Below are 25,847 nucleotides of genomic sequence, written 5' to 3' on the forward strand. Positions count from 1 at the left end.
CACTGTCATGCCTGACGTTTCCGTCAAGATCTGTGGCCTCAGCCACGCTGAGCACGTGGCCGCCGCCGTGGCCGCGGGCGCGCGCTATGTCGGGTTTGTGTTCTTTCCCAAGTCCCCGCGCAACGTGTCGCTGAACACCGCGCGTGCGCTGGCGCTGGAAGTGCCCGAGGGCGTGGCCAAGGTTGCGCTGGTGGTCGACGCGGGTGATGCGTTTCTGGATGAACTGGTGGCGCAGGTGCCGCTGGACATCCTGCAACTGCACGGATCCGAGCCCCCGGAGCGCGTGGCCGAGGTCAAGGCCCGTTACGGCCTGCCGGTGATGAAGGCGGTGGGGGTCGCGGGGCCGGAGGATCTGCCCAAGCTGGACGCCTATGCGCGCGTGGCCGATCAGATCCTTGTCGATGCCAAGCCGCCCAAAGGGGCCGATCTGCCCGGCGGCAATGGCGCGACCTTTGACTGGACGCTGATTGCGGGGCGGCGTTGGCCGGTGCCGTGGATGCTGGCCGGGGGGCTGAGCCGGGACAACGTGGCCGAGGCGGTGCGCGTCACAGGCGCGCGTCAGGTGGACCTGAGCAGCGCCGTCGAGACCGCGCCGGGTCAGAAGGACAGTGGTTTGATCCACGCCTTTTTGGATACGGTCAAGGCGATCTGATGGTTGCGTTTCGCACAGCCACCGAAGCGGATGTTCCGGACATTCTGACATTGATGCAGGACGACGCACTGGGTGCGACCCGAGAGGGGCAGGACCTTGGGCATTATGTCGATGCGTTCCGGGCGATGGTGGCCGAGGGCAACAACCATGTGATCGTGGGTGTCCGTGAGGCGCGCGTGATTGCGACCTATCAGATCACGTTCATCTCTGGCCTGTCGCTGCGCGCGGCCCGGCGGGCGCAGGTTGAAACCGTGCGTGTGGCCAGCGATTTGCGGGGGCAGGGCATCGGCGCGCTGATGATCGCGGACGCCGAAGCGCGGGCGCGGGCGGCGGGATGCACCCTGTTGCAGCTGACCATGAACAAAAGTCGCACCGATACGGCACGGTTCTACCAGCGCCTTGGCTTTACCCCTTCGCACATCGGGTATAAACGCGATCTGACCTGAACGCGGAGGCCGAGATGGCAAACGATCTTTTCAACTCTTTCATGACTGGGCCTGACGAGAATGGCCGGTTTGGCGATTTCGGCGGGCGGTTCGTGTCCGAGACGCTGATGCCGCTGATCCTGAGCCTTGAGGAAGAGTACGAAAAGGCCAAGACCGACGACAGTTTCTGGGCCGAGATGGATTTCCTGTGGAAGCATTATGTCGGCCGTCCCAGCCCGCTTTACCACGCCGAGCGCCTCACCGAGCATCTGGGCGGTGCCAAGATCTATATGAAGCGCGACGAGCTGAACCACACCGGCGCGCACAAGATCAACAACGTGCTGGGGCAGATCATCCTGGCGCGGCGCATGGGCAAGACGCGGATCATTGCCGAGACCGGGGCAGGGCAGCACGGTGTGGCCACAGCCACGGTCTGCGCGAAATTCGGTTTGAAATGCGTGGTTTACATGGGTGCGCATGATGTGGAGCGTCAGGCCCCCAACGTGTTCCGGATGAAGCTCTTGGGTGCCGAGGTGATCCCGGTGACGTCCGGCCGCGGCACGCTGAAGGACGCGATGAACGACGCGCTGCGCGACTGGGTGACCAACGTGCGTGATACGTTCTATTGCATCGGCACGGTGGCCGGGCCGCATCCCTATCCGGCCATGGTGCGCGATTTCCAGAGCATCATCGGCAAGGAAGTCCGCGAACAGATGATGGAGGCCGAGGGCCGTTTCCCCGACACGGTGATCGCCGCCATCGGCGGTGGGTCGAACGCGATGGGCCTTTTCTTTCCCTTCCTCGACGACAAAGAGGTCGGCATCATCGGCGTGGAAGCCGGCGGCAAGGGTGTGAATGACAAGATGGAACATTGCGCGTCCCTGACCGGCGGGCGTCCCGGCGTGCTGCATGGCAACCGGACGTATCTGTTGCAGGACGATGACGGGCAGATCCTCGAGGGGTTCTCGATCTCGGCGGGGCTGGATTATCCCGGCATCGGGCCGGAACATGCGTGGCTGCATGACATTGGCCGGGCCGAATATGTGTCCATCACCGACCGCGAGGCGCTGGAGGCCTTCCAGCTGTGCTGTACGCTCGAAGGGATCATCCCCGCGCTGGAACCGAGCCACGCGCTGGCCCACGTGATGAAGATCGCGCCCGAGCTGCCATCCGATCACATCATCTGCATGAACATGTGCGGGCGGGGTGACAAGGACATCTTTACCGTCGCACGCGCGCTGGAATTCGACATGTCGGGTCCAGAAGGGCGCAACGTCGAGTAATCAGGTGGCCGCGTGTGTCCGCAGCACTTCGAGCGACACGATCTCCAGTGCCCGCTGGTGCGTGGCGGCGAGGTTGACTTGCGGCGCGCAGCCTTCGTCATGGGCCTGAAGAAAGCGTGAGGCGCAGAGGCACCAGCTGTCGCCCGGTTTGAGACCGGCAAAGCGGAACTCGGGGCGGGGGGTGCTGAGGTCGTTGCCCACATATTTGGAAAACGCCAGAAACTCGGCCGTCATCACGGCGCAGACCGTGTGGCTGCCCTGATCGGCGGCACAGGTGTTGCAGTGGCCGTCGCGGAAAAACCCGGTCACGGGGTCGGTGCCGCAGACCGCCAGCGGGTTGCCCAACACGTTGATGCTGTCGTCCGGCTCCATCCGTTTATCCTTTGGTTGCATCAACGATGTCGCGGAACATGTTGATATTGCGTTCGTTCACACCGCTTTCCCGGAACTTGCGGTCGGCACCGGTGGTTACGATGACAACACCCGCCTGTTGATCGATATAGAGGTACTGGCCGTAAATGCCACGGCCCATGAATTGGCCCGCAGTCGCGCCCACCGGGATCCACCATTGATAGCCATAGCCGATCTTGCCCGGCTTGGTGCGCGCACTGGGCGCGGTCGAAGCGGCGATCCAGTCGGCTGGCACGATCTGTTGACCCTGCCATGACCCGTTTTGCAGGATCATCTGGCCGAAACGGGCATAGTCACGGGTGCTGAAGTTCAGCCCGCCCAGCACGAATGCCACGCCCACACCGTCGGTGATGTAGTAGGGTGTGTGCTCCAACCCCATGGGTTCAATCAGTTTTTCGGCCATCAGGTCGGGGATGTCGCGGCCCGTGGCGGCGCGGGCGACCATGCCGACGATATGGGTGTCGATGGAGGTGTATTTCCATTCCACCCCCGGTTCGGTCGTACTCTCGGTGAGGCCTGCGGCAAAGTCGTCCATCCTGCCGCCAAGGGCAAGGATGCGCCCCATCCTGTTGATATCGCTGGAAGGATCGAGATAGTCCTCGTCGAATGTGATCCCGCTCGACATTTGCAGCACATTGCGGATGGTCGCGCCGTCATAGGCGCTGCCTTTGAGCGTGGGCACGTAGTCGGTGACGGGGGCATCCAGTGATGTGATCGCACCCTCGGCCACCAGGATGCCGAAGAGGGCCGAGAGGTAGCTTTTGGCGATGGACCAGCTGATCCTTTGGTCGTCGGAGCCGGTGCCCTGGTAATAGGCCTCGTGCACGATCTGGCCGTCCTTGAGCACGAGGGTCGAGGTGACGCTGCGATCGGTGACCCATGTGTCGTAGCCCGCAGGCATGGTCAGGTCTGGGCCCCGGGGCAGGGGGCTGACCGCACCTGCGCCCTTGGGGATATCCCTGTGGAGGAATGCGCCGTCCATGTTGGAGAAATTCGACACGATGCGATCTGCATCAAAAAGGGAGTTCACGGCGAGCAGGCGGGTGATCTCATCCCGCTTCCAGAATCCAACCAGAACAGCGGCGATTATCAACATCAAGCCGATACGCAGCAGCCATTTCAGAACAAGACGCATGTGTTATCCCCCGTTGGCGGTGGTCCGATCATAGAACAGGCGGGGGCAAGGGTTAAGGGGTGCCCGTCCAGTTGATCCAGCGGCCGTGGAAGTCGGCGCGGCCAAGGTGGAGGGTCAGGTCACCGGGCCAGAGCCGCAGGGTCAGGGCGGCCCCGACTGCGCCGGTCGTGTCGCCATCGGTTTCCATCTGCATCCAGGCGAGGGGTGTCCGGGCCGTGGCGCGCGCGCCTGCCGCCTCGATCAGGGCGGTGCCGCGGGCCTGCGCATCGGCGGGAAAATACTGCCACGCGACGGTGTGCTGGATCATGTGCATGTGCCCTGCGGGGGCTGCATCAAGGCGCTGCGCCAACCAGTTGATTGCATCGCCTTTTTCGACGGTGGCCTGCATCACGGCGGCGGCGGCGCGGGTCAGGTCCAGTCGGTGGGGTTGATCCGCCCAGAGATATGCGGTGAGCCGCAAAAGATCGTCCGTATCGTTTGGATTCAACGGGTTGAGGTCGACACCTGATCTATCCACAACCTGTGGATTGTTTTCGGGCGGCTGCAGGCCGGTCCAGTCCGGCGTCAGCGTCAGGGCGGGGCTGTCGGGGCCGTGGATCTGCGTGCCGGTGTCGAGGGCGAACTTGTCCCACATCAGGTTCAGCCCGCCGCTTGCGCCCAGTTCGGACAGCACGATAGGCCGGTCAAAATGCGCGCAGGCGGTGCGGGCCATGGCAATCAGCGCGGCGCTGCGGCGGACTTCGTTTGTCTGGGGCGGGCTTGTTGTCCAGTCGAGCAGGAAATCCTCGTGAGTTTTCAGGGCATTTAGGACGGCGTGCTCAAGTGTTGCATCATCCGTGTCATGGGGCGGGTAGGCGGCCATCAGGTCCGGATCGTCGGCGCGCAGCACCAGCGCGTGCAGCCCGCCTGCGATGCGCAGGGGCAGCGAATGGCCCGCGGGTCCGATATCGCCCGTATAGTCCGCCATGCTGCGGCCCAGCCTGCTTGTGGAGTCCCAAGTGTCGGCGAGAATGGTCAGGACGCGCCCCATCAGGGGCGAGCCCATGCGCGCGCAGGTGCCTGCCTGGTCGCGAAAGGCGGTGGTCAGGGTCATTTGAACTTGTCCATCAGCTTTTGCATGGCCGAGCGTGTGTCAGCGGGTGGTGTGTCGGCCACCTTGGCCGGGGTCGGGGCCTTGGCGCCGGTGCCCGAGCGTGGGGGTGCGACCCGCAGGGCGACGGCGTTCATGAATTTCGGCCCGTCGCCGCGCGCCAGATGCGGTGCACCGTCCGCACAGCCGCGCAGCACATCATCAAGCCACCCGGCATCGGCCTTGGGAAAATCGCGCAGCACATAGCCCGGCACGGCGTCCTTGTGGCCCGGGTGGCCCACGCCCAACCGCACACGGGCATAGTCCGCGCCGATATGCGCGTGGATCGAACGCAACCCGTTGTGGCCCGCATGGCCGCCACCCATTTTCCAGCGCACCTTGCCGGGGGCGAGGTCGATCTCGTCGTGCAGGACGATGACGTCGCCCGCGTCCAGTTTGTAAAACCGCATGGCCGCGCCGACACTGTCGCCGGATTTGTTCATGAAGGTCTCGGGCTTGAGCAGCACCGCGCGGTCAGAGCCGAAGCGCCCCTCGGACACGACACCCTGATGCTTGGACTTCCACGCCGGAAAGCCGTGATCGGCGGCGATTTCGTCCAGCGCCATGAAGCCGATATTGTGACGGTTGCGCGCGTATTTCGCGCCCGGATTGCCAAGGCCAACGATCAGTTTCATGGGTGCACTCTTTTGAAATGTTGCGGCGCAGCATAGGGATTTGCGGCGGCACGGTCCAGACACCCAGATGGTCCGCCCGCGCGCCGCGGTCGCGCGCAGCTATCCGGTTGCACGATACGGCGCGAGGTCTGGATTTCCCCACTACCCACGGTAGCGGGTGCGCCTATGCTGGCCTTCTTTATCAAAAGGCTTTTTTAACTATGGCAAATATTACTGGCATCAAAGTGCAGCTTGATACGGCGTCGGATTGGTGGTCACCCACCAGGGACGCCTTGTTTCTGGGTGTGTATTCCAAGCAGGGGGGGCGTGAATTCCGCCTCAATGGCGCGATTGATCTGAACGTTGACGATCTTGAAATCACGCTTGCACTGGGCACGTCCTGCTGCCCGACGGACAGCGATGTGCAGGTGCAATACAGCACCGGATTGGGGGTAAACGATCCGCTCCTGAACCCGATCCGGCTGGAGGATGTGGAGTTTGTTTATCTGCGCAAGGAGACGGCAGAGTCCACCAGTGTGAACGATGACCAGTACAAGCTGGATGGCGTGAGCGTGCTGATGTGCGATGGGGGCGGCAATCTGCGCCGGTTCCGCAAGGACTTCGAGATCAATTTCAGCGATGAAGCCGGCTTGCAGCACTGGTTGGGTGAGACCAGTCCGCCCGTCTGTGCGATCACCGTGACGTTGCGATTGCTGGAACACAAGGACGAGGACAAGAAGCCCGCGGGCTACAAGTGGGACTTCAACTTTGGCATGCGCTTTGCGGGTCAGACACATAATATTCTGCCCAAGGACTACCGGATCAAGATCCGGCGCAAGGACGAACCGGATGAATGGCATCGCCATTTCAACCTGAGCCACACGGTCTATTCGGTTGGCTGTTGCGGCCAGACGCCCGAGATCGAGGTGTTCGGAGACGCGACCGAGCTGGATTGGACATCGCGGGACGACTATGGGTCCGCACACAGGCATCACAAGGTGGCCTGCGACCACGCGCCCGCCACCACGACCGGCAATTTCGATTTCCTGGTCAAGGGGCAGTCGTCGAACAGGAAATCCCGCATATTCTTTACCTACGACATCACCACCCAGTGCCTGGGCTGATCCGCGTAGAGACATGAAAAAAGGCCGCCCCGATCCGGGGCGGCCTTTGCATTCGTACCGGGGGGAAGGATTTATTCCTCGCCGCCCGCCTCGGTTGCCGCTTCTTCGCCTTCGGCGTCGCTCTCTTCGCTTTCAGAAGAGCGCAGGCCCGACGGTGCAGAAATGGTCGCGATCACAAAGTCGCGGTCGATCGTGGGCTTCGACCCTGCGGGCAGGTTCACCGAAGAGATGGTGATGCTGTCGCCAACCTCGGCCTCGGACACGTCGATGGTGATGCTTTCGGGGATGTCACCGGCCGTCACGACCAGTTCCACCTCGGGACGCACGAGGCTCAGCACGCCGCCCTTTTTCAGGCCGGGAGACACCTCTTCACCTTCCACGTCAACGCCGATGAACAGGTTGATCTTGGTGGTGCGGCGCAGGCGCATGAAATCCACGTGTGTGGGCAGGTCCTTGACCACATCGCGCTGCACGTCGCGGCAGATGACGCGGACGTCGTCGTGGCCGTCGACTTTCATGTTGAAGAGCGTCGACTTGAAGCGACCGGCCTTCAGCATCTTGAACAGTTTGTTAAAGGGCAGATTGATCGGCAGCGGATCCGTGTCGCCACCAAAAACAATCCCTGGAACCATGCCGTCGCGGCGGGCCTGACGAGCGGCGCCCTTGCCTGTCCCCGTACGTTCCAGGGCTTCGAGATCAGGAATCTCTCCAGCCATCGTAATTCTCCAAAGTTAGGGCAGGGTGCCTCCAAGGCTGTCACCCCGCGTGAAGTGCGCGCTATAGACCGGTTCGGCCCGCGTGAAAAGCCGGAAAATGCGTGGTTTTGCACTGGACCGGATGCGGCATGCGTGTCACCGCTGGCGCATGCGGATATTCAGCGATCTTTTTGCGTCCCGCCGCGCACTTGCGGGCTTTGTCGTGGTGGGCTTTGGCTGGGCTGCGTTTTCGGCGCAGATGCCGGTGATCAAGGGCCAGGTGGGCGTGAGCGACGGGGCCTGGGGCACGCTTGTACTGATTGGGTCGACGGGGGCGCTGATGGCGATGTGGCTGGCGCCGCTGGTCTTTCGGCTGGTGGGGCGCTGGGCGCTGATCGTGGGGGCTATGGCCATGGTGGCGGGCTTTGTGCTGGCCGGTGCGGCGCACACGCCGCTGGCCATCGGCGTGGCGCTGTTTCTGGCCGCCGGTGGCTCTGGCGTGGCGGATGTGCTGGCCAATGCCGAGGTGAGCGAGGCAGAGGCAGAGACGGGCCGCAGCCTGATGAACCTCAACCACGGCCTTTTCTCCGTGGCCTATGCGGTGGCGGCAGTGCTGGTGGGGGCGGCGCGCGAAGGCGGGTTCGGGCCTGTGGCGGTCTTTGGCGCGATGGGGATCGCCGTGGCGGTCCTGACGCCCTGGATGCTGCTGCCCACCCGCGCGCCTGATCCGGATGACGCGCAGGATGCGGCGGGCATGCCGCGGGCACTGGTCTGGGTGGGTGGCCTCGTGGTGCTGTCGGCCTTTCTGGGCGAGGCCGCCTCCGAGGGCTGGTCGGCTCTGCATGTCGAACGCACACTGGGCGGCGGCCCGGCCGAAGGCGCGCTGGGCCCGGCGTTGCTGGCCACGGGCATGGCCATCGGTCGGCTGGGCGCACATATGTTCGGCGCTGGCTGGCCGCCCTTCCGCGTGATGGTGCTGGCCTCTTGCCTGGCAGGATGCGGTCTGGCGCTGGCCGGGGCCGCGCCGGGCCTGACCACCGCCTATGTCGGCTTTCTGCTCGGGGGCCTGGGCGTCTCGGTGGTGGGCCCGCTGGCGCTGGGCCTCGTGGGTCAGGCCGTGCGCCCCAAACACCGCCTTGCCGCCATCAGCCAGGCCGCCGCTCTGGGCTATGCCGCCTTTTTCCTCGGGCCAGTGGTCATGGGGTTCGTGGCCGAGCTTTTCGGCCTGCGCGTGTCCTTCTATGTAATTGCCGCGGCCATGTTCGTCGTGGCCGCAGGGCTCCTGCCACTCTGGTCAGGCATGCTGGCGCGCCGCTGACCCCTTCCTTTCGCGACAAATACCTCGGGGGTCCGGGGGCCGCGCCCCCGGGCGGTCGCCGCAGGACACTGCGGCGAAATCCCTATTGCCAGCGGCCCTCGAACCCTTCGGGCACCAACAGGTTGTGCCGGCCCAGATCCGCCACCTGCGTCTCGCCGCACAAGGCCATGGTCGTGTCCAGCTCCTTGTGGATCACGTTCAGCGCCTCGGTCACACCCTGCTGGCCCATGGCCCCCAGTCCGTAAATGAAAGCGCGCCCGATATAGGTGCCCTTGGCGCCCATCGCGACTGCTTTCAACACGTCCTGACCGGACCGGATGCCGCCATCCAGATGCACCTCAACCTGATCACCCACCGCGTCCAGGATCGCAGGCAGCGCACGGATCGACGACAGCGCCCCATCCAGCTGCCGCCCGCCGTGGTTCGACACGATGATCGCATCCGCCCCGACCTTCAGCGCCATCTTGGCGTCCTCAGCATCAAGGATCCCCTTGAGGATCACCTTCCCGCCCCATGCCTCTTTCAGCTTGGCCACCTTGTTCCAATCCAGTGATGGATCGAACTGTTCTGCCGTCCACGCGCCCAGTTGCGACATGTCGGACACGCCGTGCACGTGACCGACGATGTTGCCGAACTCGCGCCGCTTGGCGGACAGCATTTCGATCCCCCAGCCCCATTTGGTGGCCAGGTTCGCGATGGTCTTGGGGGTCATCTTGGGCGGGGCGGACAACCCGTTCTTGATGTCCTTGTGCCGCTGGCCAAGGATCTGCAAATCCAGCGTGATGACCAGCGCGGAACAGTTCGCATCCTTGGCCCGCTGGATCAGGCGGGAGACGAAATCCTCATCCTTCATCGTATAGAGCTGGAACCAGAAGGGCGCGTCGGTGAAACCGGCCACGTCCTCGATCGAGTTGATCGACATGGTCGACAGGGTGAAGGGCACGCCGAACTTTTCGGCGGCCCGCGCGGCCTTCATCTCGCCGTCGGCGTGTTGCATGCCCGTCAGACCCACGGGGGCCAGCGCCACGGGCATCGCCACATCCTGCCCGATCATCTGGCTTGCCGTGCTGCGCCCGGTCATGTCCACGGCCACGCGCTGGCGCAGGCGGATGTCATCGAAATCCGAGCTGTTGTCGCGGAATGTCTGCTCGGTCCAGCTGCCGGATTCGCAGTAATCGTAGAACATGCGGGGCACGCGCCGGGCGTAGATGCGCTTGAGATCGTCGATGGTGGTGATGGTGGGCACGGGCTTACCTCGTATATTGGTCAGGTTTAGTTACCAATTTGACCCGTTCGGTTCAAGATCTCTTTTTCTCGCATCGAAAAAGTACGAAATAGGACTTGTTTGGTGCGAAATGGAACTATATTGACTAATGTAATTCGAAATCGCACTTTATTGGAGGTTCCCATGTCCCTGTCCCGTCGCAAAACGCTCGCCCTGCTGGGTGGGGGTGCCATTCTCGCCGCCGGGGGTGCCGGCGCCTATACCGTGACCCGTATGCCCCGCAGCGCCCATGCGCCATGGGCCGCTGCGGGTGGTTACTCTGATCCGCGGATGCGCGCGCTCAGCTATGCGATCCTCGCGCCCAATCCGCACAACCGCCAGCCGTGGCAGGTGGACTTGCGCACGGACGGTGAGGTGACACTGCGCGTGGACACGGACCGGCTGTTGCCGCACACCGATCCGTTCAGCCGTCAGATCGTGATTGGTCTTGGGTGTTTTCTGGAACTGATGACGCTGGCGGCGGCGCAGGATGGGTACGGGGTTGAGCTGGACCTCTTTCCCGATGGCGAGGACCCCACCGCGCTGGACGCGCGCCGGGTTGCGGTGGCGCGGTTTGTCGAGGGGGCGGGCACGCCTGCGCCGGACCTCTTTGGGCAGGTGATGCACCGCCGGTCGCTGAAAGAACCCTTTGACACCGAGCGCATGGTGGATCGCGCAACGCTCGACGCGGTGCTGGGGGCGGCCACACGCACGCGCGTTGCGGGGTCGGTTGATCCCAAGGACATCGCAGAGTTGCGTGTGCTGAGCCACGAAGCGCTGCGGATCGAGATCGAGACGCCGCACACCTATAAGGAAAGCGTCGATCTGTTCCGCATCGGCAGTCGCGAGGTCGATGCCAACCCCGACGGGATCGATTTTACGGGTCCGATGTTCGAGGCGATGGCCGTCACCGGCACGTTCAGTCGCGAAGCGGCGCTGGATCGGAAATCCATGGCCTATACCGAAGGGTTGAAGGCCGTTTTTGCCAATACGGACACGGCCATGGGGCATCTGTGGCAGATCACGCCAACCAATACGCGCGCCGATCAGATTGCGGCAGGGCAGGATTGGCTGCGGCTGAACCTGGCCACGGCCCAAGCGGGCTTGGGCATGCAACCGCTGAGCCAGGCGTTGCAGGAATATCCGGAGATGTCGGGGCTTTATGCCGAATTGCATGACAGGCTGGCCCCTGAGGGTGGAACTGTGCAAATGTTTGCGCGGGTGGGCTATGGTGAGACCGTGGCGCAAAGCCCCAGATGGCCCATAGAGAGCAAGATCGTGCATGGCTGAACCCAATCCCGCCGTATTTTTCGAGGTGTTCACCGAGATTGGCATCATCGAACAGTTGAGCCGCGCCTTGCTCGAGGCGCAGCTGCCGGCGGGATTGATTGCACCGCATTTCACGGTGCTGAACCACCTGACGCGGGTGGCGGATGGGCGCACGCCGATGGAGATGGCGCGCGCCTTTCAGATCCCCAAGACGTCGATGACCCACACGCTCAAGGTGCTGGAGGCGCAGGGGTTGGTCGAGACACGCGCAAACCCCGAGGACGGGCGGTCAAAGCGGGTGTGGCTGACCGACAAGGGGCGGGACGTGCGCGCCCGGACCATCGCAAGCCTTGCGCCCGTGTTGGCAGAGCTGGCGGCGGGATTCGACATCGAACGGCTCTTGGAGATCAAGCCGGTGCTGACCGACCTGCGCGTTTTCATGGATGCCGCGCGCGATCCCTGAGGTGCGGCGGCTTGCCAAGCCTGTGGCGCGCGGGCTAAACGGCGCGCCATGACCGAACGCCCCCATCGCAATTTTTACGGACGTCTCAAGGGCAAGACCCTGAAGGACAGTCAGAAACGCTATATCGCCGAGGATCTGGCCGATCTGTCGCCCGGTGCCGTATCGTGGGAGGACAATCCCGCGCGCACGCCTCTGGATCTGGATGCGCTATTTGGCGGGCGGCCGGTGTGGCTGGAGGTCGGATTTGGCGGTGGAGAACATTTGGTGCATCAGGCCAGCGCCAATCCGGAGGTGGGGATCATCGGGGCGGAGCCTTACATCAACGGTGTTGCGATGCTGTTGGGCAAGATCCGGCGGGCGGGGGTGTCGAACCTTGCCGTGCATCCCGGCGATGCCCGCGATCTGATGGATGTGCTGCCCGCGGCGTCGATTGCGCGGGCGTTCCTGCTGTACCCTGATCCGTGGCCCAAGGCGCGCCACCATCGCCGCCGGTTTGTCACGCCCGAACATCTGGAACCGCTGGCCCGCGTGATGCAACCCGGTGCGGTGTTGCGGGTGGCGACGGATATTCCCGATTACGTTCGTCAGACGTTGGAAGAGGTGCCACGTGCGGGGTTCGAATGGCTGGCGGAGCGGGCCGGGGACTGGCGCACGCCCTGGGATGACTGGATCAGCACGCGCTATGAGCAAAAGGCCCTGCGTGAGGGGCGTGTGCCGCATTACCTGACGTTTCGCCGGTTGGGGTAGGGCGGTTTGGGGGCGCTGCCCCCGGCGCTTTGCGCCTCCCCCGAGGTATTTGTCGCGAAAGGAAGGGGCGGTGTCTGGACGGCTTTGACGCGCCGGGGTAGGTGTGCGGCGAACACGGAAAGATGCGAGCGCAAACATGTCCAGCCACGGTGACCCGATACCCATGACCTCTCTGGCCTGCGGGGCCTTGTCCGGCACGGCGGATGTGCCGGGCGACAAGTCGATTTCGCACCGGTCGCTGATCCTGGGTGCGCTGTCGGTGGGTGAAACGACGATCACCGGGTTGCTGGAAGGTCAGGACGTGCTGGACACGGCGCGTGCGATGCGGGCGTTCGGGGCCGAGGTGACGGATCATGGTGGTGGCAACTGGTCGGTGCATGGTGTGGGCGTTGGCGGGTTTGCCGAGCCGGAGCAGGTGATTGATTGTGGCAATTCCGGCACCGGTGTGCGGTTGATCATGGGGGCGATGGCGACCTCGCCCATATCGGCCACGTTCACGGGGGATGCGAGTTTGAACAAGCGGCCCATGGCGAGGGTCACAGACCCTCTGGCGCTGTTTGGTTGTGCGGCGGTCGGCAGGGCGGGCGGGCGGTTGCCCATGACGCTGGTCGGCGCCGCGGATCCGGTGCCGGTGCGCTATGTGGTGCCGGTGCCGTCGGCGCAGGTGAAGTCCGCGGTGTTGCTGGCGGGGTTGAATGCGCCCGGTGAGACGGTGGTGATCGAGGCCGAGGCGACGCGCGATCACACGGAGCGGATGCTCGCCGGGTTTGGCGCAGAGATTTCGACCGAAGTGACGGACGAGGGCCGGGTCATCACCTTGAAGGGCCAGCCCGAGTTGGTGCCGCAGCATATCGAGGTGCCGCGGGATCCATCCTCGGCCGCGTTTCCGGCCTGTGCGGCGCTGATCGTGCCGGGGTCGGATGTGCTGGTGCCGACCATCGGGCTGAACCCGACGCGGGCGGGGCTTTATGAGACGCTGCGCGAGATGGGGGCGGACCTGACCTATGAAAACCTGCGCGAAGAGGGGGGCGAGCCGGTCGCCGACCTGCGCGCGCGGTTCTCGCCTGATCTGGTGGGCATCGAGGTGCCTGCGGACCGTGCGGCGAGCATGATCGACGAATACCCGGTGCTGTCTGTTGTTGCGTCCTTTGCCAGAGGCAAGACGCATATGCCGGGCGTGAAGGAGTTGCGCGTCAAGGAGAGTGACCGCATCGACGCGATGGCCACGGGCCTGCGGGCGGCGGGCGTCACGGTGGAGGACGGGCCGGACTGGTGGACGGTCACGGGGCTGGGCCACGGCAATGTGCCGGGCGGGGTGACCTGTGCCAGCCATCTCGATCACCGCATCGCGATGTCTTTCCTGGTGATGGGCATGGCCACGCAGAAGCCGATGTCGGTAGATGATGGCGGCCCGATTGCGACGTCTTTCCCAATTTTCGAGCCGTTGATGGCCGCCCTCGGGGCGGATGTGCGGCGCAGCGCGGGCTGAGCCTGTGGCGACAGCACCCTTTACCGTGGCCATTGACGGGCCTGCCGCTGCGGGGAAGGGCACGATTTCGCGCGCCGTGGCGGGGCGGTTCGGCTTTGCCCATCTGGACACCGGGTTGCTGTACCGTGCGGTGGGCGCGCAGGTTTTGAGCGGCGTTGCGGCTGTGGAGGCGGCGCGGTCGCTGGACCCTGCGGCGCTGGAGGATCCCGCCTTGCGCACGGCAGAGGTGGCGCAGGCCGCCAGCAAGGTTGCGGTGATTGCGGACGTGCGCGCGGCGCTTCTGGATTTTCAGCGTGCCTTTGCCCGCCGGGCCGGGGGTGCGGTTCTGGATGGGCGCGACATTGGCACGGTGATCTGCCCGCAGGCGGAGGTAAAGCTGTTCGTGACCGCCTCGGCGGAGGTGCGGGCCGGGCGGCGTCTGGCGGAGTTGCAGGGCCGGGGCACGGACACCGATTTCGAAACGGTTCTGGCGGATGTCAGGGCGCGGGATGCGCGTGACAGTGACCGGGCCGAAGCGCCCCTGCGCCCGGCAGAGACGGCATTCGTGCTGGACACGTCCGAGATGAGCGTCGAGGCGGCGGTCGAGGCCGCAGTGGCGCAGGTCGCGGCGGCGCGCGCCTAGGCGGCGTGTGCGCCGTCCGACAGGGTTTTCACAAAGGCCAGCACGTCATCGACGCTGTCGCCTGCCGCGATCCGGCTGACGATGGCGGACCCTACGACGGCGCCGTCGGCTACGCTTGCAATAGCTTTGGATTTCTCGGGCGTGTTGATGCCGAAGCCAACGATCACGGGCAGGTTGGTTGCGGATTTGATCCGCGCGACTTCGGGGCCGACGTCCGTGGCCTTGGCCTCGGCCGCGCCGGTGATGCCGGTGATCGACACATAGTAGACAAAGCCCGAGGTGTTTTGCAGCACGCGCGGCAGGCGCTTGTCATCTGTTGTCGGCGTGGCAAGGCGAATGAAGTTCAGGCCGGCCGCTTGCGCGGGGATGCACAGTTCGCTGTCTTCCTCCGGGGGCAGGTCGACGACGATCAGGCCGTCGATGCCCGCAGCCTTTGCATCTGCCAGAAACCGGTCGACGCCGCGCGAATAGATCGGGTTGTAATAGCCCATAAGCACGATGGGCGTCGTGTCGTCGGTTTTGCGGAAAGCACGCGCCAGATCGAGCGTCCGGTCCAGGGTCATGCCGCCTTCGAGGGCGCGCTGGCCCGCGAGCTGGATCGTGGGGCCATCAGCCATTGGATCGGTAAAGGGCAGGCCGAGTTCGATGATGTCCACGCCAGCGCCCGGCAGGCCGCGCACGATGTCCAGTGAACGGTCATAATCAGGGTCACCAGCCATCACATAGGACACGAAGGCCTTGCGGCCCTCGCGCGACAGAGCCGCAAATTTGGCATCAATCCGGGTGGTCATCGTCGCTCTCCTTCGCTTGGGCCTTGACTGCCTCAGCGCCGGGCAAAAGGCAAGCGCCGTCAGAACGAGATATGGTAGCGGATCGTGTACAGGTTCATGCCCGGATTGTCGGTGGCCAGGCTGGCATTGGATTTATGCGAAAACGCCGCCGAAATCGCGTGGCCGTTGTCGAACTGGTAGCCCACGCCCAGTAGCGACCGGATTTCAAAGGCAGAGCCCAGATCGTTGCCAGCGACGCCCTCTTCGTAGAGGCCGGGCATGATCGAGTTGTCGATGAACCAGCCGCTGTCCCACTGCCAGCGGGTCCAGATGCCGCCACCGACAAACAGGTCCCCTTCGGCAGAGACGCTGGCATTGGCGCCCAAGGCCACGGACATGACGCGGCGCTGGAGGAACGGGGCGTGGCGGTATTCCAGATCAAAGGCCACACTGTCCTGTCCGGCGTCGCCATAATCGGTGGTGCCGAGGCCGAATGTCAGTTCCTGGGCGTTTGCGGTCAGGGTCGTCAGCAACAAAAGAACGAATGAACAAAAAGCAACTCGGATGCGGGTCATGCGGTGCTCCTGCATGGGAGGAATAGAATTGTGCGGCAAGCGCGGGCCCCTTTATACCCAACCCACTGGCGAGACGCGAGTATTTTTCAACCGCACCCGTATGGCGGGTGAGGGGGTGTGTGCGGCTTGCACCTGTCGGCGGTCCTGCTAGAAGCGGGGCGACGTTGCGCAATGAGGGTGCTATGGGTTTCAAGATGGGAATTGTCGGATTGCCGAACGTGGGCAAATCGACCTTGTTCAATGCGCTGACCAAAACGGCGGCGGCGCAGGCGGCGAACTTTCCGTTCTGCACGATCGAGCCCAATGTGGGTGAGGTGGCCGTGCCCGATGCGCGGCTGGACAAGCTGGCGGCGATTGCGGCCTCCAAGCAGATCATCCCGACGCGCATGACGTTTGTGGACATCGCAGGTCTGGTCAAGGGCGCATCCAAGGGCGAGGGGCTGGGCAACCAGTTTCTGGCCAACATCCGCGAGGTGGACGCGATTGCACACGTGCTGCGCTGTTTCGAGGACGGTGATGTGACCCATGTGGAGGGCCGCGTGGACCCCGTGGCCGACGCCGAAACCATCGAGACGGAATTGATGCTGGCCGATATCGAGAGTATCGAGAAGCGCCTTCAGAACATCGTGCGCAAGGTGCGCGGTGGCGACAAGGAAGCGGTGCAGCAGGAGCGCCTGATGCGCGCGGCCCTCGCCGTGCTGGAGGACGGCCGGCCGGCCCGCGTCGTGGATGTGGACGCCGAGGACGCCAAGGCCTGGGCCATGCTGCAACTGCTGACCACCAAGCCGGTGCTCTATGTCTGCAACGTGGGCGAATCCGAGGCGGCAGAGGGCAACGCCCATTCCGCTGCGGTGGCCGACATGGCGGCGGCGCAAGGCAACAGCCACGTGGTCATCTCGGCCCAGATCGAGGAAGAGATCAGCCAGCTGGAACCCGACGAGGCGCAGATGTTCCTCGAAGAGATGGGGCTGGCCGAGGCGGGCCTCGACCGGTTGATCCGCGCAGGCTACGAGCTGTTGCACCTCGAGACCTATTTCACGGTGGGCCCCAAAGAGGCGCGGGCGTGGACGATCCCCACTGGCACCTCAGCCCCTAAAGCCGCGGGCGTGATCCATGGCGACTTTGAAAAGGGGTTCATCCGCGCGGAAACCATCGCCTATGACGATTTTGTCAGCCTGGGCGGCGAGGGCCCCGCGAAAGAGGCGGGCAAGATGCGCGCGGAAGGCAAGGGGTATACCGTCAAGGACGGGGACGTGCTGCACTTTTTGTTCAACACCTGAGGGCAGGGTTCATAGCCTGCCGCGCGCCGCCTCGATCTGCGAGATCAGGTCGTCACAGCGCTGGGTTTGGTAGTCGGAACCGTCGACAAACACCTCGCGGGCAGCGCGCACATGGCTGTCGGCTTCCTCCAATAGCGCCGGGTCAGGGTCCAGTTCAAACCGCGCCAGCGCCAGATCGGCGATGTTCCATTGCAGGCGCGCCCACCAGGATGCCGCCTTTTCGCATAGGTCCAATTCCTCGCAAGCGCGATAGGCCGCCCGCGCCCGGTCCAGCACAGCGCGGTCCTTGTTCAACGCCCCCTGCCAGCGCAGAGCGAGGGCAAGGTTATTTTGCGTCAATTCCCAATCCAGCGCGTCCGCCTCTTTGTCGTTCAGCGACAGCGCCGTTTCCAGCGCAGTGACCGCTTCGGTCACTGGTACCGGGTCTTTGGTCACCTCCCCCAGTTTTTGCAATGCGCCGCCAAGATTGTTCCAAATGGTTTCGATCTGCACCGGGGTCTTTAGGTTTTGCTCAACAGCCAAAGCTGCACGATGTGCTGCGACCGCATCGCGCAGGACATCTGCATTTTCGGCCTGTTCGCCCATTTCGTTGAGCACGCAGCCCAATCCGTCCTGTCTCGCTGCCCAGTCTTCGGGCTCTGCTGTCTTGGAGGTTTTCTTTAACGCGCCTTCAAAGGCATTGTGCGCCAATTCCAGATCGCGGGGTCGGGCCGACCGCTGTGCTACTCGAAAGTAACTCGAGCCGAGTGTACGCAACGCCGCTGCTTCCAGCATGCGTTTGCCTTTGTGCTTGTCCCAATTGTGCCGCGCGATCTGTACTGCTACGCGCAAGGCAAAAATATCCCCGCTCAGGTTACCTTTTTCGCTCCATTCGTTGGCAAGCGCATTCACCGCCAAGAATAGCTTGCCCCGATCCTGTTGTTGCCGCACATCCGCGATCAACCGTTCTGCCGCCAGATCGGGACGGTTGCGCAGGCGGTCCTGATCCAGACGTCTGTCCAGCAGCGCCTTTGTTTGCTGCGCCAATCGCTCCTTTTCCGCCTGATGCTCTTCTCTCATCCGCCGTTCTTCGGCGTCCAGCAGCGCATCAGCGGCGTCCCTGTCCCCAGCGTCGTTCAGCTTGGCGACCTCTGCCATGACTGCGTTCAGTTGACTGCCAGTGTTGTCGGGGGGCATTTCCCCGCGCCTGCGGATGTTTTCAGCCGCCTCGAGGGCTTGCCGAAGGGCGATGTAAGCGGTTTGCAGATCGCGTGTTTGGCTGCCTGCGAATTCATAGGCCAGTGTTGTCAACAGCGCCTCGGCAACAGGGGCGACTGTGTCGTCCTTGGCCACGCGGGCCAGCAACCGTTCAGCATCTTGGTCGCGTTTGTCCTCGTCTGCGGTCGACTTGCTTGGTGGCGGAGCGAGATGCGCGGCTTTGACGACATCCGCAGGCAATGACAGCGCCTGATCAAATTTGTCGATGGTTTCGGCGGATAGGTTGCGCGCGCCCTTTTCGACTTGGCCAACGTAGCCTTTGCGCGCGCCATTGTTGAGCGCTTCGGTCGCGAGCTGTTCCAGAGTCCAGCCCAAATCGAGTCGCGCTTGCCTAACGGCATAGCCGAAGTCTTTCCACGGGTCAGATGTCATTGGGTGTCACCTTGTGGATCCCGATGTCACGCGATGTCTTTGCCCGCTGTCATGCGATGTCATCCGTGCGCTCTCGGGCGGTCCCCTTCATCGCTATGTTTAATCCAGTCATGACAACGTCTTAACCCAAGGCGGGCCCGCCACAATCAACAGGAGAATATCCCATGATGTGGCAACTTCAACCTATGATCGCGTGGATGCTGTCCGCGCAAGGCAGCAACGCGGTCTTTGCCGGTTTGTGCGCTTTGGCGCTGTGCGGTGTTCCGGTCCGCTGGGTGGTCTGTGGGACCATCCTGCTGCACCTCTGCCTCGCGTTCCTTTGACAGCGCAGTGAGGTAGCCGACGCGTGCAGTCTAAAAGCTTTGATTCAGCCCTTGCCCCACCTGCATCCCATCGCTAAACGGGTCAGCGGAGACGTGGCCGAGTGGTCGAAGGCGCTCCCCTGCTAAGGGAGTAGGCCCGGAAGGGTCTCGAGGGTTCGAATCCCTTCGTCTCCGCCATTTCACACCATAAGTGTATGCTTTCGTTGTAAAATTTCTAACTCGTACACGCTCTGTACACAATCGAGGTTTGCTGATGACGTGGGAAAAAGGAACAACCGACTTTCAATGCCCGGGGTGCCCAACCGTATGGCGCGGAGCGTGGCAAAGCCTTCCTGTACGGGAAAAAGGCAAGTTCATTTGTGAGGATTGTGGGACACAGGTGACCCGATGGAACGGCGGCCACGACTACTACGGCTTTGAGCGCGTAGAGCAAGAATGACGCACCGCGCCGATGGGGCGCTTTCTGTGAGAGCGCCTGAGCGGCCCGTAGAGCGCCGTTGTGAGGTCTTGGCAGGCGGGCAAGTAGCCCAGCGGGCAGAGATGGCCCTTTACGGCGTCCTGTGAGCCTCCCTTGTACGGGCCAGCGGCCCGGTTGGTTGGCAGAGACGGCTGCGCCGCTTTGTAGGGAAGTCCTGCCATGCGAGCGCGTAGCGCGAGTTCTCTACTGACCGCCTTGGCAAGCCACCGGCCTAGACAGCGCCATGGGCGCTGGCGACGGCCCGTTATTCCTACTCATAAGTGTCCGTTCTTTTTGTCCCCTATAAAAATATGAGTATGAATAACCAAATTTCCTAATAGTCAGGGGACATAAAGAAACGGACACTTATCCTCTGGCACGGTCGCTTCGCTGCGATACAGCCATTCGGCGATGTGTGAGAACTTGAGCAGCACCGGCGGGCTGGGAAAGCGGTAGAAACGGGGGCGCAACTTCTCCCCTTCCATCCGCCGCGCGGTTTCAAGGTAGTGGTCTGCTAATGCGTCCGGATGCCATATGTCCCAACCATTCCGCCGCGCGACTTCCGCAAACTCCATCTCAGCTTTCATGGCGCTGTTGAACGCAGTCCAATTCTTGAGCGCAAAGGCGAACACATCCACCTGTAGGCCCGGTGGCCACTCCTTCGCCATCCCCACCAGCATCCCAAATACCTTTGGCTTTACGGGGTAATCGGGATAGCGGCCCTCCCATACTTTCACCATCCGCTTGGCAACCGTTCGGGGTGTGTCTGGCGACCCGTCATCCAAGCGTAGCAAGGTCACGTTTTGGCCGTCGATCCTGCGAACGTCATAGCGGATTGGGTCCACGCGGATCATCCGTCTAACGGTGCGCTCATGCACGCCTAGCACCTCTCCCCATTGGCTCAGGGTCATGGGCTGGGTCCATTGTGTGGTGTCCGCCTTATGTGGTACGTCTGAGATGGTTTGCCGGATCAAACCGCACAGGATTTCATGGGTGCGCTTTGCGTCAGAACGCAGGCTAACACCCTTGTTTCTATTCAATTTTTGTGGTAACCGTTTCATTACAATAATCTCCGTCAGACAGGGGTTGTTGACCTTTAGTGAAGGCCCCGTGTTCCAGCATCGGGGCCTTCCGCCTTCTTGCCATAATCCGTAAAAATAATCAATGAATACAGTGCTGTAGACCAATTGGTTGGATAAGGGGTAGACGTGCTGACCTAGTGTTGGGAAAGACTGTCACCCAATCGGTTTACAGGTCAGTATCGCTGCCATAAATAAAGGTCCGGTACGGACTTATTCGCACCGATGTGCGCGGCCCCAGACTTGAGGGTCAGGGTTGCGGTCGCCCCGCCGTTTGACCATTTCCTCGGGAGATACCGGTTGCGCACCCGGTGCGCTGCCTTGCGTTTGCATGGCCGCCAACAGTACTAGATGGAAAGGTAGAGCGTAACCATAAGCCAGTGCTTGAATTGTGCGCAGACCCGGTTCTGTGTGCGTGCCGTCTTCAAGCCCGGAAACCTGTGACCGGGACAGGTTTGAGCGTTCGCATATGCGTTTGAGTTCCCATCCCTTGCGTATCCGTTGCGCAGGTAGCAATTGTGCCAAAGTCTGAGGTTTTGGTTTGGTGCCTTTTCCATTTAGCGCCGCACGAACTTCGTCACGCAAACTGTGAATACCGGCAAGTTGCAGCAAGATTTGTGTCGCGGCGTCCATGTCTTACACAGCTTGAACAATGGTAGGCGGATCACCCGCCCAACGGCGGATCAGAAATACGGTGAAGACCCGGAGCGTGTCGCCCCCAACGGCGGACTTCACTGCAAACCAATTGCCGTCCTGATCCCGTAAGGCGGCGGGCGTCGTGGGCCAGTCTGCCAGCAACGCCGCTTGGCCGTCGCCAACCTCCCCGCCCAACGTGCGGTCGAAGGTATCAACGTCCATCCACCGGACGCGACCTTTGCACGTTTCGACGTGCTGCAACTGCCCAGCCACAGGCCGCCCATTATTGGGGTCCGTGATTTGGCGGTAGACCTCAAATTCGCCGTAAGCGGGGTTCACCCTCGCGGCGCGGATGTGGGCGTCACGTATCATCTTCCCACCCCGCAAGGCGCATCGCCCGCTCAAGAGGAACACCTGCCCCGACCAGTGTGCCAACCGCCCGGGCACGGCCCGCCACGTCAGCTGATAGCATGGACGCGCTGGACAACTTGGACACGCCCACCTTAGCGAACTCCGGCAAGAGTTGCCGGGCAAGCGGTTCAACTGTCTGTAGGACAAAGAGACGGTAAGCCTCACGCATCGCGCCCGCGTTGCCGTTGCCTGTCACCAAAGCCGGGGGCACTCCCGACGCCGCCAACACGCGATAGTGTAGAGCGTCCACCGCCGGATTGAGGTCTGCCCGCCGCAGATCGGGGCCAAGTTCGGTTCGGTGGAACTCTTGCCGGGACGACTGGCCCACATTCGTGGCGAAGTCCGCCCGGCTTTTGATCGCCGCTAGCGTGCCACCGCCCTTGAGACCTCGCAACGCGGCGCTTTGTTGTTCCTCTGGCACTGTATCGGGGAACGGCAAAAGCCCCTTCCCGGTCCATTCCATGGCGTCGGCAATCGCCGTTTCGATAGACGCCATGAGCGCCGGACTACCACCCATCATGAGGAACGGTGACCGGCCCCGCCACGGTTGTGACGCATCGCTGTTGATGGTCAGGCGTAGCACCTCCCCTTCAATCGCCCGCACGGTTTCGGTCTCATGGGGCCGGGCAAGGTGAAGGTGGTAGCGACCTTTCCCCACCTCATCCCAAAACGCCGCCCGGTGAAGTTCCAGCGCGTTGGCCCGGACCCGAATATGGAAGACCGCTTCACCGCGCAAGGCAAGGTCTAACCCGATGGCCGCCAACACGTCCGCCGTGAGTGGTCCCGCATCGGGCGCAGGGTCCAGCATAGAGAAAGCCCGGGACCACATCATTGCCGCGCCGCCAACGGTAGCGGACAGAGATGCGCCGCCCGTACCCTTGAGTGTGTCCCGCCGGTTCGTCAGGTATTCGGCAGTTACAGTTGGGAATGCCGCCCGGGTTTCGGTCTCAGGTTTCTTCTTGCGTGTCAGTGGCCACATTCCACATCACCTCCGATGCTAGAAGGATGCCCGCGCCGCTCATTTTCATGAGGGGACCAAGGCTTTCCCGTGTGAGCGTGCTATCCCCCGCTTGGATCACCCGAAATTCGCGCCGGGCTGGCGAGTGGATGAGTTGATACAAAGCCAAGCACCGCACCGCCTCTAGGACGTGCGGCCCGGCTTCGTCGGCTGTGTAGTCGCGCCCGGTGAACGCATCCGCGACACGCCAGCTTGCGGCCAAAACGGCTTCCGCCCGGTCGGCGCTGACACCTGCTTCAAGCGCCACGTCTGCCACGGTGATGGTGGGATATGTCATGGCAGGATCACCGTGTGCGGGCGCACCGGGTGCGCAGTTTGCATAGCCCGCAATTCGGCCTGTGCGTCTTCATATGCGGGCCGCGTGACTAGGCTCAATTCGTAGAGGACCAGTGCAAGGATGGTGCGGATGAACACCCCTTCATTGCCGGGTTCCGGGTCCAGACGTTCCGTTTCGCCAGCGGTTTCAGACGGGGGAACCCGGAAACCCGGAGATATGCCGCTAACCAGACCAGCGCCCAGCATAGTGAGTGCGTCTCGCACATGGGTCACGTCCTCAAGTTCGGGGGCAATCGTCGCTTCAAAGGTCAATGCCTCATCATCGGCGGCCAATATCAGGGACCCATTGCGACGGCTGGCCAAGGGCTTGTCGAAGTCATGGCCAAAGAGCAGGGTCACTTCCCGGTCTTCATTCTCAAGCGTCCAGTTGAACGCACCGGGTGCGATGCGTTCCTTACGGACGCGGCCCCGGTCGGCCATGGTGGCGAGTGAGTTGTATGGAAAGCGGCCCCGGATTTGAGGCCGCTTCCCGGCCCGCCGTACCTCTAGGTCAGCGGGCCAAAAGGTGCGGCGTTCCATCTTATGCGCGGTCCTGAACGCCGGTCAGTTTGAAATAATGGGTGGCCGTGCGCTGGATCAGCACATCCAAGAACGCGAACATGGTTAGGGCAATCTTGCCCGTTTTGCTTTCACTGTAGGGGTCCACGATGAGTTCCGGGCTTCCCCACGTGGGCACATAGGCGTGATTGCCGGACCCGAAAAAGACCGTGGATGCGCCCTTGTCCGTGGCGTCACGCGCCCCACGGGCGGATACCTGGCTGGACCACAGCGTGCCAAAGCCCGCCGCCTTGAGCCGGTCCAGTTCGGACACAGCCGTGCCCGGGATGAGCGTGTCGGCAAGAGTTTGGTGCACGATGGGCGCACCGGCGATGCGGACCTGCGACGGGCTGGACAGTTTGGCAGTCTCTTGGATTTCCGTGGCCCGCAAGAGGAAGTCGGAAAAGCTGGCCACGTCATCAAGCGCCGCCGTTCGGCCACCCGTAAGAACCGCATCAAAGCCCGCCGGGGTCTCCCCCGTGCCGTCGCCTTGGAAGATGGCAAGGTCAATTCCCTCGCGCATCACCTCTGCCAGATCGCGGCGAAGAATGGACCCAAGAGCGGAGTTTTGACGTGCGGCTTGCCGGGTCATCACGTAACGCCCGGTGGCGGTGTGCATGGCGGGGGCCGTGGACGTGGTGGTGATTGCACCTGCATCCGCGCCGGACCCTTCCGATACCCACGCAATGCCCGTGCCGCCGGTGATTTCCGGGAACGTGGGCTGGCCAGAAACTTGCAGGACGTTGACGCCAAAACGGCCCGCCGCGCTCGTTTCAAAGAACCGCTCAAGGGCGTTCATCACAGGCCGGGTAGACAGTTCGCCCGTGGTGCCCGGTGCCGTGTCCGTCACCGCATCCGCGCGTTGCTCAAGGGCTTCCCAAGGAAACCGCATCCCCTTGGACCCAGCCCCGTGGCGCGTCTCAAGTTCGGTGGACACTTCCGCCTCACGGCCCGTGAGCGCCTTACCGTCCGTCTGTGCAGCCACCACGGCGGAAAGATCAAAGGCCCGGCATTCACGCTCAAAGTCCTGTGCGGCATTGTCCGGCTCTTTGATTTGCGCCCGTTCCGCATCTTCAAGAATGACGGCGGCGCGGTATTCCGTTTCCGCATTGGCGTAGGCTTCCGTGAGAGATCGCAGTTCCGTGCGGCCCTCATCATTGATGGTCTCAGCGGACTGGATGGCCGCCATTTGTTCCCGCCGCTGCGATTGGGCGAGTTGGATTTCCTGACTACGGAGCATGGTGTTCCTCGTGGTTTGCAGGGTTGGGGTCGATCCCGGCGGCGTTGAGGAAGTCATCGCGGCCTTGGATTGCGGTGCGCCCGGTCTTCCGGGGGCGTTTCTCTTTGCCCGCGTGCCGTTCGGCATTGGTCTTTTGCGAGTGGCAGGACGGGCAGAGATATTGGAGGTTGGTTGGGTCGTAGATGCCGATACCCACGTCCTCACAGACAGAGCGGGGCACGATGTGGTCCACATCCCCGGTCATCCCAAGGTAGACGCTGCAATCGGGTTGCTCACACCGGAAAGAGGCCCGGTGCGCCACAAAGGAACGCACGGCGGCCCATCGGGCGGTCTTGAGCGGTGCGGTAGAGGTCCGGGCCATTACAGCACCTCCACTTCATAGGTGGGCTTCACGGCGTCCCGAGCGCGTAGCAGTGCGGAACACGCGAGGATGAGGGATTGGGCTACGTCGATGCGTGCCGTGAGGTGGGACTTGCAGATTTGGACCGCGCCCGTGGTGGACACCTTCACATCCGCTTCCGCCAAGGACCCCTCCAAGAGGATGGAACGGCGCATAGTGATCGCACCGGCCTTGAACATCCGTCGCGTGGCCAGCACATCGGCGTTGCCGTCTTTCGGGCCGTTGCCCCGAAACTCCAGCGGGATGGACAGTTGTGCGCGGGCCATGGCGGTTCGGAGTTCCGCGTCCCGGTATCTGTCACAAGAGACAGAGCGCACCGGGTGCGGGCCGATGCGTTCCAACAATTCGGTGAGAAACTGTTGAAGGTCAGACACCGCGCCGGAGGTCTCAATCAGATCCCCGCCATCGGCGGCGCGGACGTAAAAATCCCCAACTTGATTGGTCATCCCCCACTGAAGTGGTCCTCCGCTATGTTTAGGAAAACGGAGGAAACACATGGCAAACAAGCGACCGAAG

The 25,847-nt window shown here is 63.0% G+C and carries 30 protein-coding genes and 1 tRNA gene; 13 read left to right on the top strand and 18 right to left on the bottom strand.

The window, feature by feature from the left end; translation table 11 throughout:
• Window positions 1-7 precede the first annotated feature (7 nt).
• The 3 genes from Q0949_RS18625 to trpB are packed head-to-tail and all read left to right on the top strand — an operon-like array spanning window position 8 to window position 2,360.
• Window positions 8-652, top strand: a complete 645-nt coding sequence (locus tag Q0949_RS18625) for a phosphoribosylanthranilate isomerase (RefSeq protein ID WP_299375950.1) — start codon at window positions 8-10, stop codon at window positions 650-652.
• Entirely contained in the window at window positions 652-1,098 is a 447-nt protein-coding gene (locus Q0949_RS18630) for a GNAT family N-acetyltransferase (protein WP_299375952.1), read from the top strand. Before Q0949_RS18625 ends, Q0949_RS18630 begins: the two co-directional genes overlap by 1 nt.
• 14 nt (window positions 1,099-1,112) lie before the next feature.
• Window positions 1,113-2,360, top strand: a complete 1,248-nt coding sequence (gene trpB, locus Q0949_RS18635) for a tryptophan synthase subunit beta (protein WP_299375955.1) — start codon at window positions 1,113-1,115, stop codon at window positions 2,358-2,360.
• Here the strand turns inward: trpB and Q0949_RS18640 are convergent, their stop codons facing one another.
• From Q0949_RS18640 to pth, 4 genes are read right to left on the bottom strand one after another with little or no spacing between them, the layout of a single operon-like run.
• A complete protein-coding gene (locus Q0949_RS18640; protein WP_299375958.1) occupies window positions 2,361-2,732 on the bottom strand; it encodes a DUF2237 domain-containing protein in 372 nt (123 codons plus the stop codon).
• Window positions 2,733-2,736: 4 nt separating this feature from the next.
• Window positions 2,737-3,906, bottom strand: coding sequence for a serine hydrolase (locus Q0949_RS18645; RefSeq protein ID WP_299375961.1), 1,170 nt, complete (start codon window positions 3,904-3,906; stop codon window positions 2,737-2,739).
• A 52-nt stretch (window positions 3,907-3,958) separates the two neighbouring features.
• Window positions 3,959-4,999 carry a DUF2332 family protein gene (locus Q0949_RS18650; RefSeq protein ID WP_299375964.1) on the bottom strand — a complete coding sequence of 347 codons (1,041 nt, stop codon included), beginning with the start codon at window positions 4,997-4,999 and terminating at the stop codon, window positions 3,959-3,961.
• On the bottom strand, window positions 4,996-5,670 hold the full coding sequence (gene pth, locus Q0949_RS18655; RefSeq protein ID WP_299375967.1) for an aminoacyl-tRNA hydrolase: 675 nt from the start codon (window positions 5,668-5,670) through the stop codon (window positions 4,996-4,998). The genes Q0949_RS18650 and pth overlap by 4 nt, the downstream gene beginning before the upstream one ends.
• A 200-nt stretch (window positions 5,671-5,870) precedes the next feature.
• On the opposite strand from pth, the gene Q0949_RS18660 reads away from it, so the two are divergent.
• Complete coding sequence (locus tag Q0949_RS18660) at window positions 5,871-6,773, top strand: hypothetical protein (RefSeq protein WP_299375969.1); 903 nt, start codon at window positions 5,871-5,873, stop codon at window positions 6,771-6,773.
• Between the two features lie 71 nt (window positions 6,774-6,844).
• Here Q0949_RS18660 and Q0949_RS18665 read toward each other — a convergent pair whose 3' ends face one another.
• Entirely contained in the window at window positions 6,845-7,489 is a 645-nt protein-coding gene (locus Q0949_RS18665) for a 50S ribosomal protein L25/general stress protein Ctc (RefSeq protein WP_299375971.1), read from the bottom strand.
• A gap of 97 nt (window positions 7,490-7,586) precedes the next feature.
• Between Q0949_RS18665 and Q0949_RS18670 the strand changes: the two genes are divergently transcribed.
• Window positions 7,587-8,786, top strand: a complete 1,200-nt coding sequence (locus Q0949_RS18670; RefSeq protein ID WP_299375974.1) for an MFS transporter — start codon at window positions 7,587-7,589, stop codon at window positions 8,784-8,786.
• An 82-nt stretch (window positions 8,787-8,868) separates the two neighbouring features.
• Here the strand turns inward: Q0949_RS18670 and Q0949_RS18675 are convergent, their stop codons facing one another.
• Window positions 8,869-10,032, bottom strand: coding sequence for an alpha-hydroxy acid oxidase (locus Q0949_RS18675; RefSeq protein ID WP_299375977.1), 1,164 nt, complete (start codon window positions 10,030-10,032; stop codon window positions 8,869-8,871).
• Between the two features lie 162 nt (window positions 10,033-10,194).
• On the opposite strand from Q0949_RS18675, the gene Q0949_RS18680 reads away from it, so the two are divergent.
• The 5 genes from Q0949_RS18680 (at window position 10,195) to Q0949_RS18700 (ending at window position 14,640) form a co-directional block, all read left to right on the top strand.
• Window positions 10,195-11,340, top strand: a complete 1,146-nt coding sequence (locus Q0949_RS18680) for a twin-arginine translocation pathway signal protein (RefSeq protein WP_299375980.1) — start codon at window positions 10,195-10,197, stop codon at window positions 11,338-11,340.
• Complete coding sequence (locus tag Q0949_RS18685; protein WP_299375983.1) at window positions 11,333-11,782, top strand: MarR family transcriptional regulator; 450 nt, start codon at window positions 11,333-11,335, stop codon at window positions 11,780-11,782. Before Q0949_RS18680 ends, Q0949_RS18685 begins: the two co-directional genes overlap by 8 nt.
• Window positions 11,783-11,830: 48 nt before the next feature.
• Window positions 11,831-12,529 (top strand): tRNA (guanine(46)-N(7))-methyltransferase TrmB, encoded by a 699-nt coding sequence (locus Q0949_RS18690; RefSeq protein ID WP_299375986.1) that lies wholly within the window; start codon window positions 11,831-11,833, stop codon window positions 12,527-12,529.
• Between the two features lie 136 nt (window positions 12,530-12,665).
• Entirely contained in the window at window positions 12,666-14,018 is a 1,353-nt protein-coding gene (gene aroA / locus Q0949_RS18695; RefSeq protein WP_299375989.1) for a 3-phosphoshikimate 1-carboxyvinyltransferase, read from the top strand.
• Between the two features lie 4 nt (window positions 14,019-14,022).
• Complete coding sequence (locus Q0949_RS18700; RefSeq protein ID WP_299375991.1) at window positions 14,023-14,640, top strand: d(CMP) kinase; 618 nt, start codon at window positions 14,023-14,025, stop codon at window positions 14,638-14,640.
• Here the strand turns inward: Q0949_RS18700 and trpA are convergent.
• The gene (gene trpA / locus Q0949_RS18705) at window positions 14,637-15,431 is read right to left on the bottom strand and encodes a tryptophan synthase subunit alpha (RefSeq protein ID WP_299375994.1); all 795 of its coding nucleotides are present in this window, start codon (window positions 15,429-15,431) and stop codon (window positions 14,637-14,639) included. The two genes, Q0949_RS18700 and trpA, sit on opposite strands and share 4 nt — an antisense overlap.
• A gap of 59 nt (window positions 15,432-15,490) precedes the next feature.
• The gene (locus Q0949_RS18710) at window positions 15,491-15,985 is read right to left on the bottom strand and encodes an acyloxyacyl hydrolase (RefSeq protein WP_299375997.1); all 495 of its coding nucleotides are present in this window, start codon (window positions 15,983-15,985) and stop codon (window positions 15,491-15,493) included.
• 182 nt (window positions 15,986-16,167) lie between these two features.
• Here Q0949_RS18710 and ychF point away from each other — a divergent pair, with 182 nt between their 5' ends.
• A complete protein-coding gene (gene ychF / locus Q0949_RS18715) occupies window positions 16,168-17,265 on the top strand; it encodes a redox-regulated ATPase YchF (protein WP_299376000.1) in 1,098 nt (365 codons plus the stop codon).
• A 9-nt stretch (window positions 17,266-17,274) separates the two neighbouring features.
• Here the strand turns inward: ychF and Q0949_RS18720 are convergent, their stop codons facing one another.
• Complete coding sequence (locus Q0949_RS18720) at window positions 17,275-18,894, bottom strand: helix-turn-helix transcriptional regulator (RefSeq protein ID WP_299376003.1); 1,620 nt, start codon at window positions 18,892-18,894, stop codon at window positions 17,275-17,277.
• Window positions 18,895-19,058: 164 nt separating this feature from the next.
• On the opposite strand from Q0949_RS18720, the gene Q0949_RS18725 reads away from it, so the two are divergent.
• Together Q0949_RS18725 and Q0949_RS18730 are read left to right on the top strand one after the other, a co-directional pair.
• A complete protein-coding gene (locus Q0949_RS18725; protein ID WP_299376005.1) occupies window positions 19,059-19,217 on the top strand; it encodes a hypothetical protein in 159 nt (52 codons plus the stop codon).
• 87 nt (window positions 19,218-19,304) lie between these two features.
• A tRNA-Ser gene (locus tag Q0949_RS18730) sits at window positions 19,305-19,394 on the top strand.
• A gap of 621 nt (window positions 19,395-20,015) precedes the next feature.
• On the opposite strand, the gene Q0949_RS18735 is transcribed toward Q0949_RS18730, so the two are convergent.
• The 9 genes from Q0949_RS18735 to Q0949_RS18775 form a co-directional block, all read right to left on the bottom strand.
• Window positions 20,016-20,735, bottom strand: coding sequence for a hypothetical protein (locus tag Q0949_RS18735; protein WP_299376008.1), 720 nt, complete (start codon window positions 20,733-20,735; stop codon window positions 20,016-20,018).
• Between the two features lie 231 nt (window positions 20,736-20,966).
• Complete coding sequence (locus Q0949_RS18740; RefSeq protein WP_299376010.1) at window positions 20,967-21,386, bottom strand: helix-turn-helix transcriptional regulator; 420 nt, start codon at window positions 21,384-21,386, stop codon at window positions 20,967-20,969.
• 3 nt (window positions 21,387-21,389) lie between these two features.
• Window positions 21,390-21,611, bottom strand: coding sequence for a hypothetical protein (locus Q0949_RS18745; RefSeq protein ID WP_299376013.1), 222 nt, complete (start codon window positions 21,609-21,611; stop codon window positions 21,390-21,392).
• A 139-nt stretch (window positions 21,612-21,750) separates the two neighbouring features.
• Window positions 21,751-22,608: a hypothetical protein gene (locus Q0949_RS18750; RefSeq protein ID WP_299376016.1), complete on the bottom strand. Its 858-nt coding sequence runs from the start codon at window positions 22,606-22,608 to the stop codon at window positions 21,751-21,753.
• 139 nt (window positions 22,609-22,747) lie between these two features.
• Window positions 22,748-23,095: a hypothetical protein gene (locus tag Q0949_RS18755; RefSeq protein WP_299376019.1), complete on the bottom strand. Its 348-nt coding sequence runs from the start codon at window positions 23,093-23,095 to the stop codon at window positions 22,748-22,750.
• Complete coding sequence (locus Q0949_RS18760; RefSeq protein ID WP_299376022.1) at window positions 23,092-23,673, bottom strand: HK97 family phage prohead protease; 582 nt, start codon at window positions 23,671-23,673, stop codon at window positions 23,092-23,094. Before Q0949_RS18760 ends, Q0949_RS18755 begins: the two co-directional genes overlap by 4 nt.
• A gap of 1 nt (window position 23,674) precedes the next feature.
• A complete protein-coding gene (locus Q0949_RS18765) occupies window positions 23,675-24,931 on the bottom strand; it encodes a phage major capsid protein (RefSeq protein ID WP_299376025.1) in 1,257 nt (418 codons plus the stop codon).
• Window positions 24,921-25,292, bottom strand: coding sequence for an HNH endonuclease signature motif containing protein (locus Q0949_RS18770; protein ID WP_299376027.1), 372 nt, complete (start codon window positions 25,290-25,292; stop codon window positions 24,921-24,923). The genes Q0949_RS18765 and Q0949_RS18770 overlap by 11 nt, the downstream gene beginning before the upstream one ends.
• On the bottom strand, window positions 25,292-25,847 hold a 556-nt coding region (locus Q0949_RS18775), incomplete at its 5' end, for a hypothetical protein (RefSeq protein WP_299376030.1). The genes Q0949_RS18770 and Q0949_RS18775, both read right to left, overlap by 1 nt.

This window comes from uncultured Tateyamaria sp. (genome assembly GCF_947487805.1).
Lineage (GTDB): Bacteria > Pseudomonadota > Alphaproteobacteria > Rhodobacterales > Rhodobacteraceae > Tateyamaria.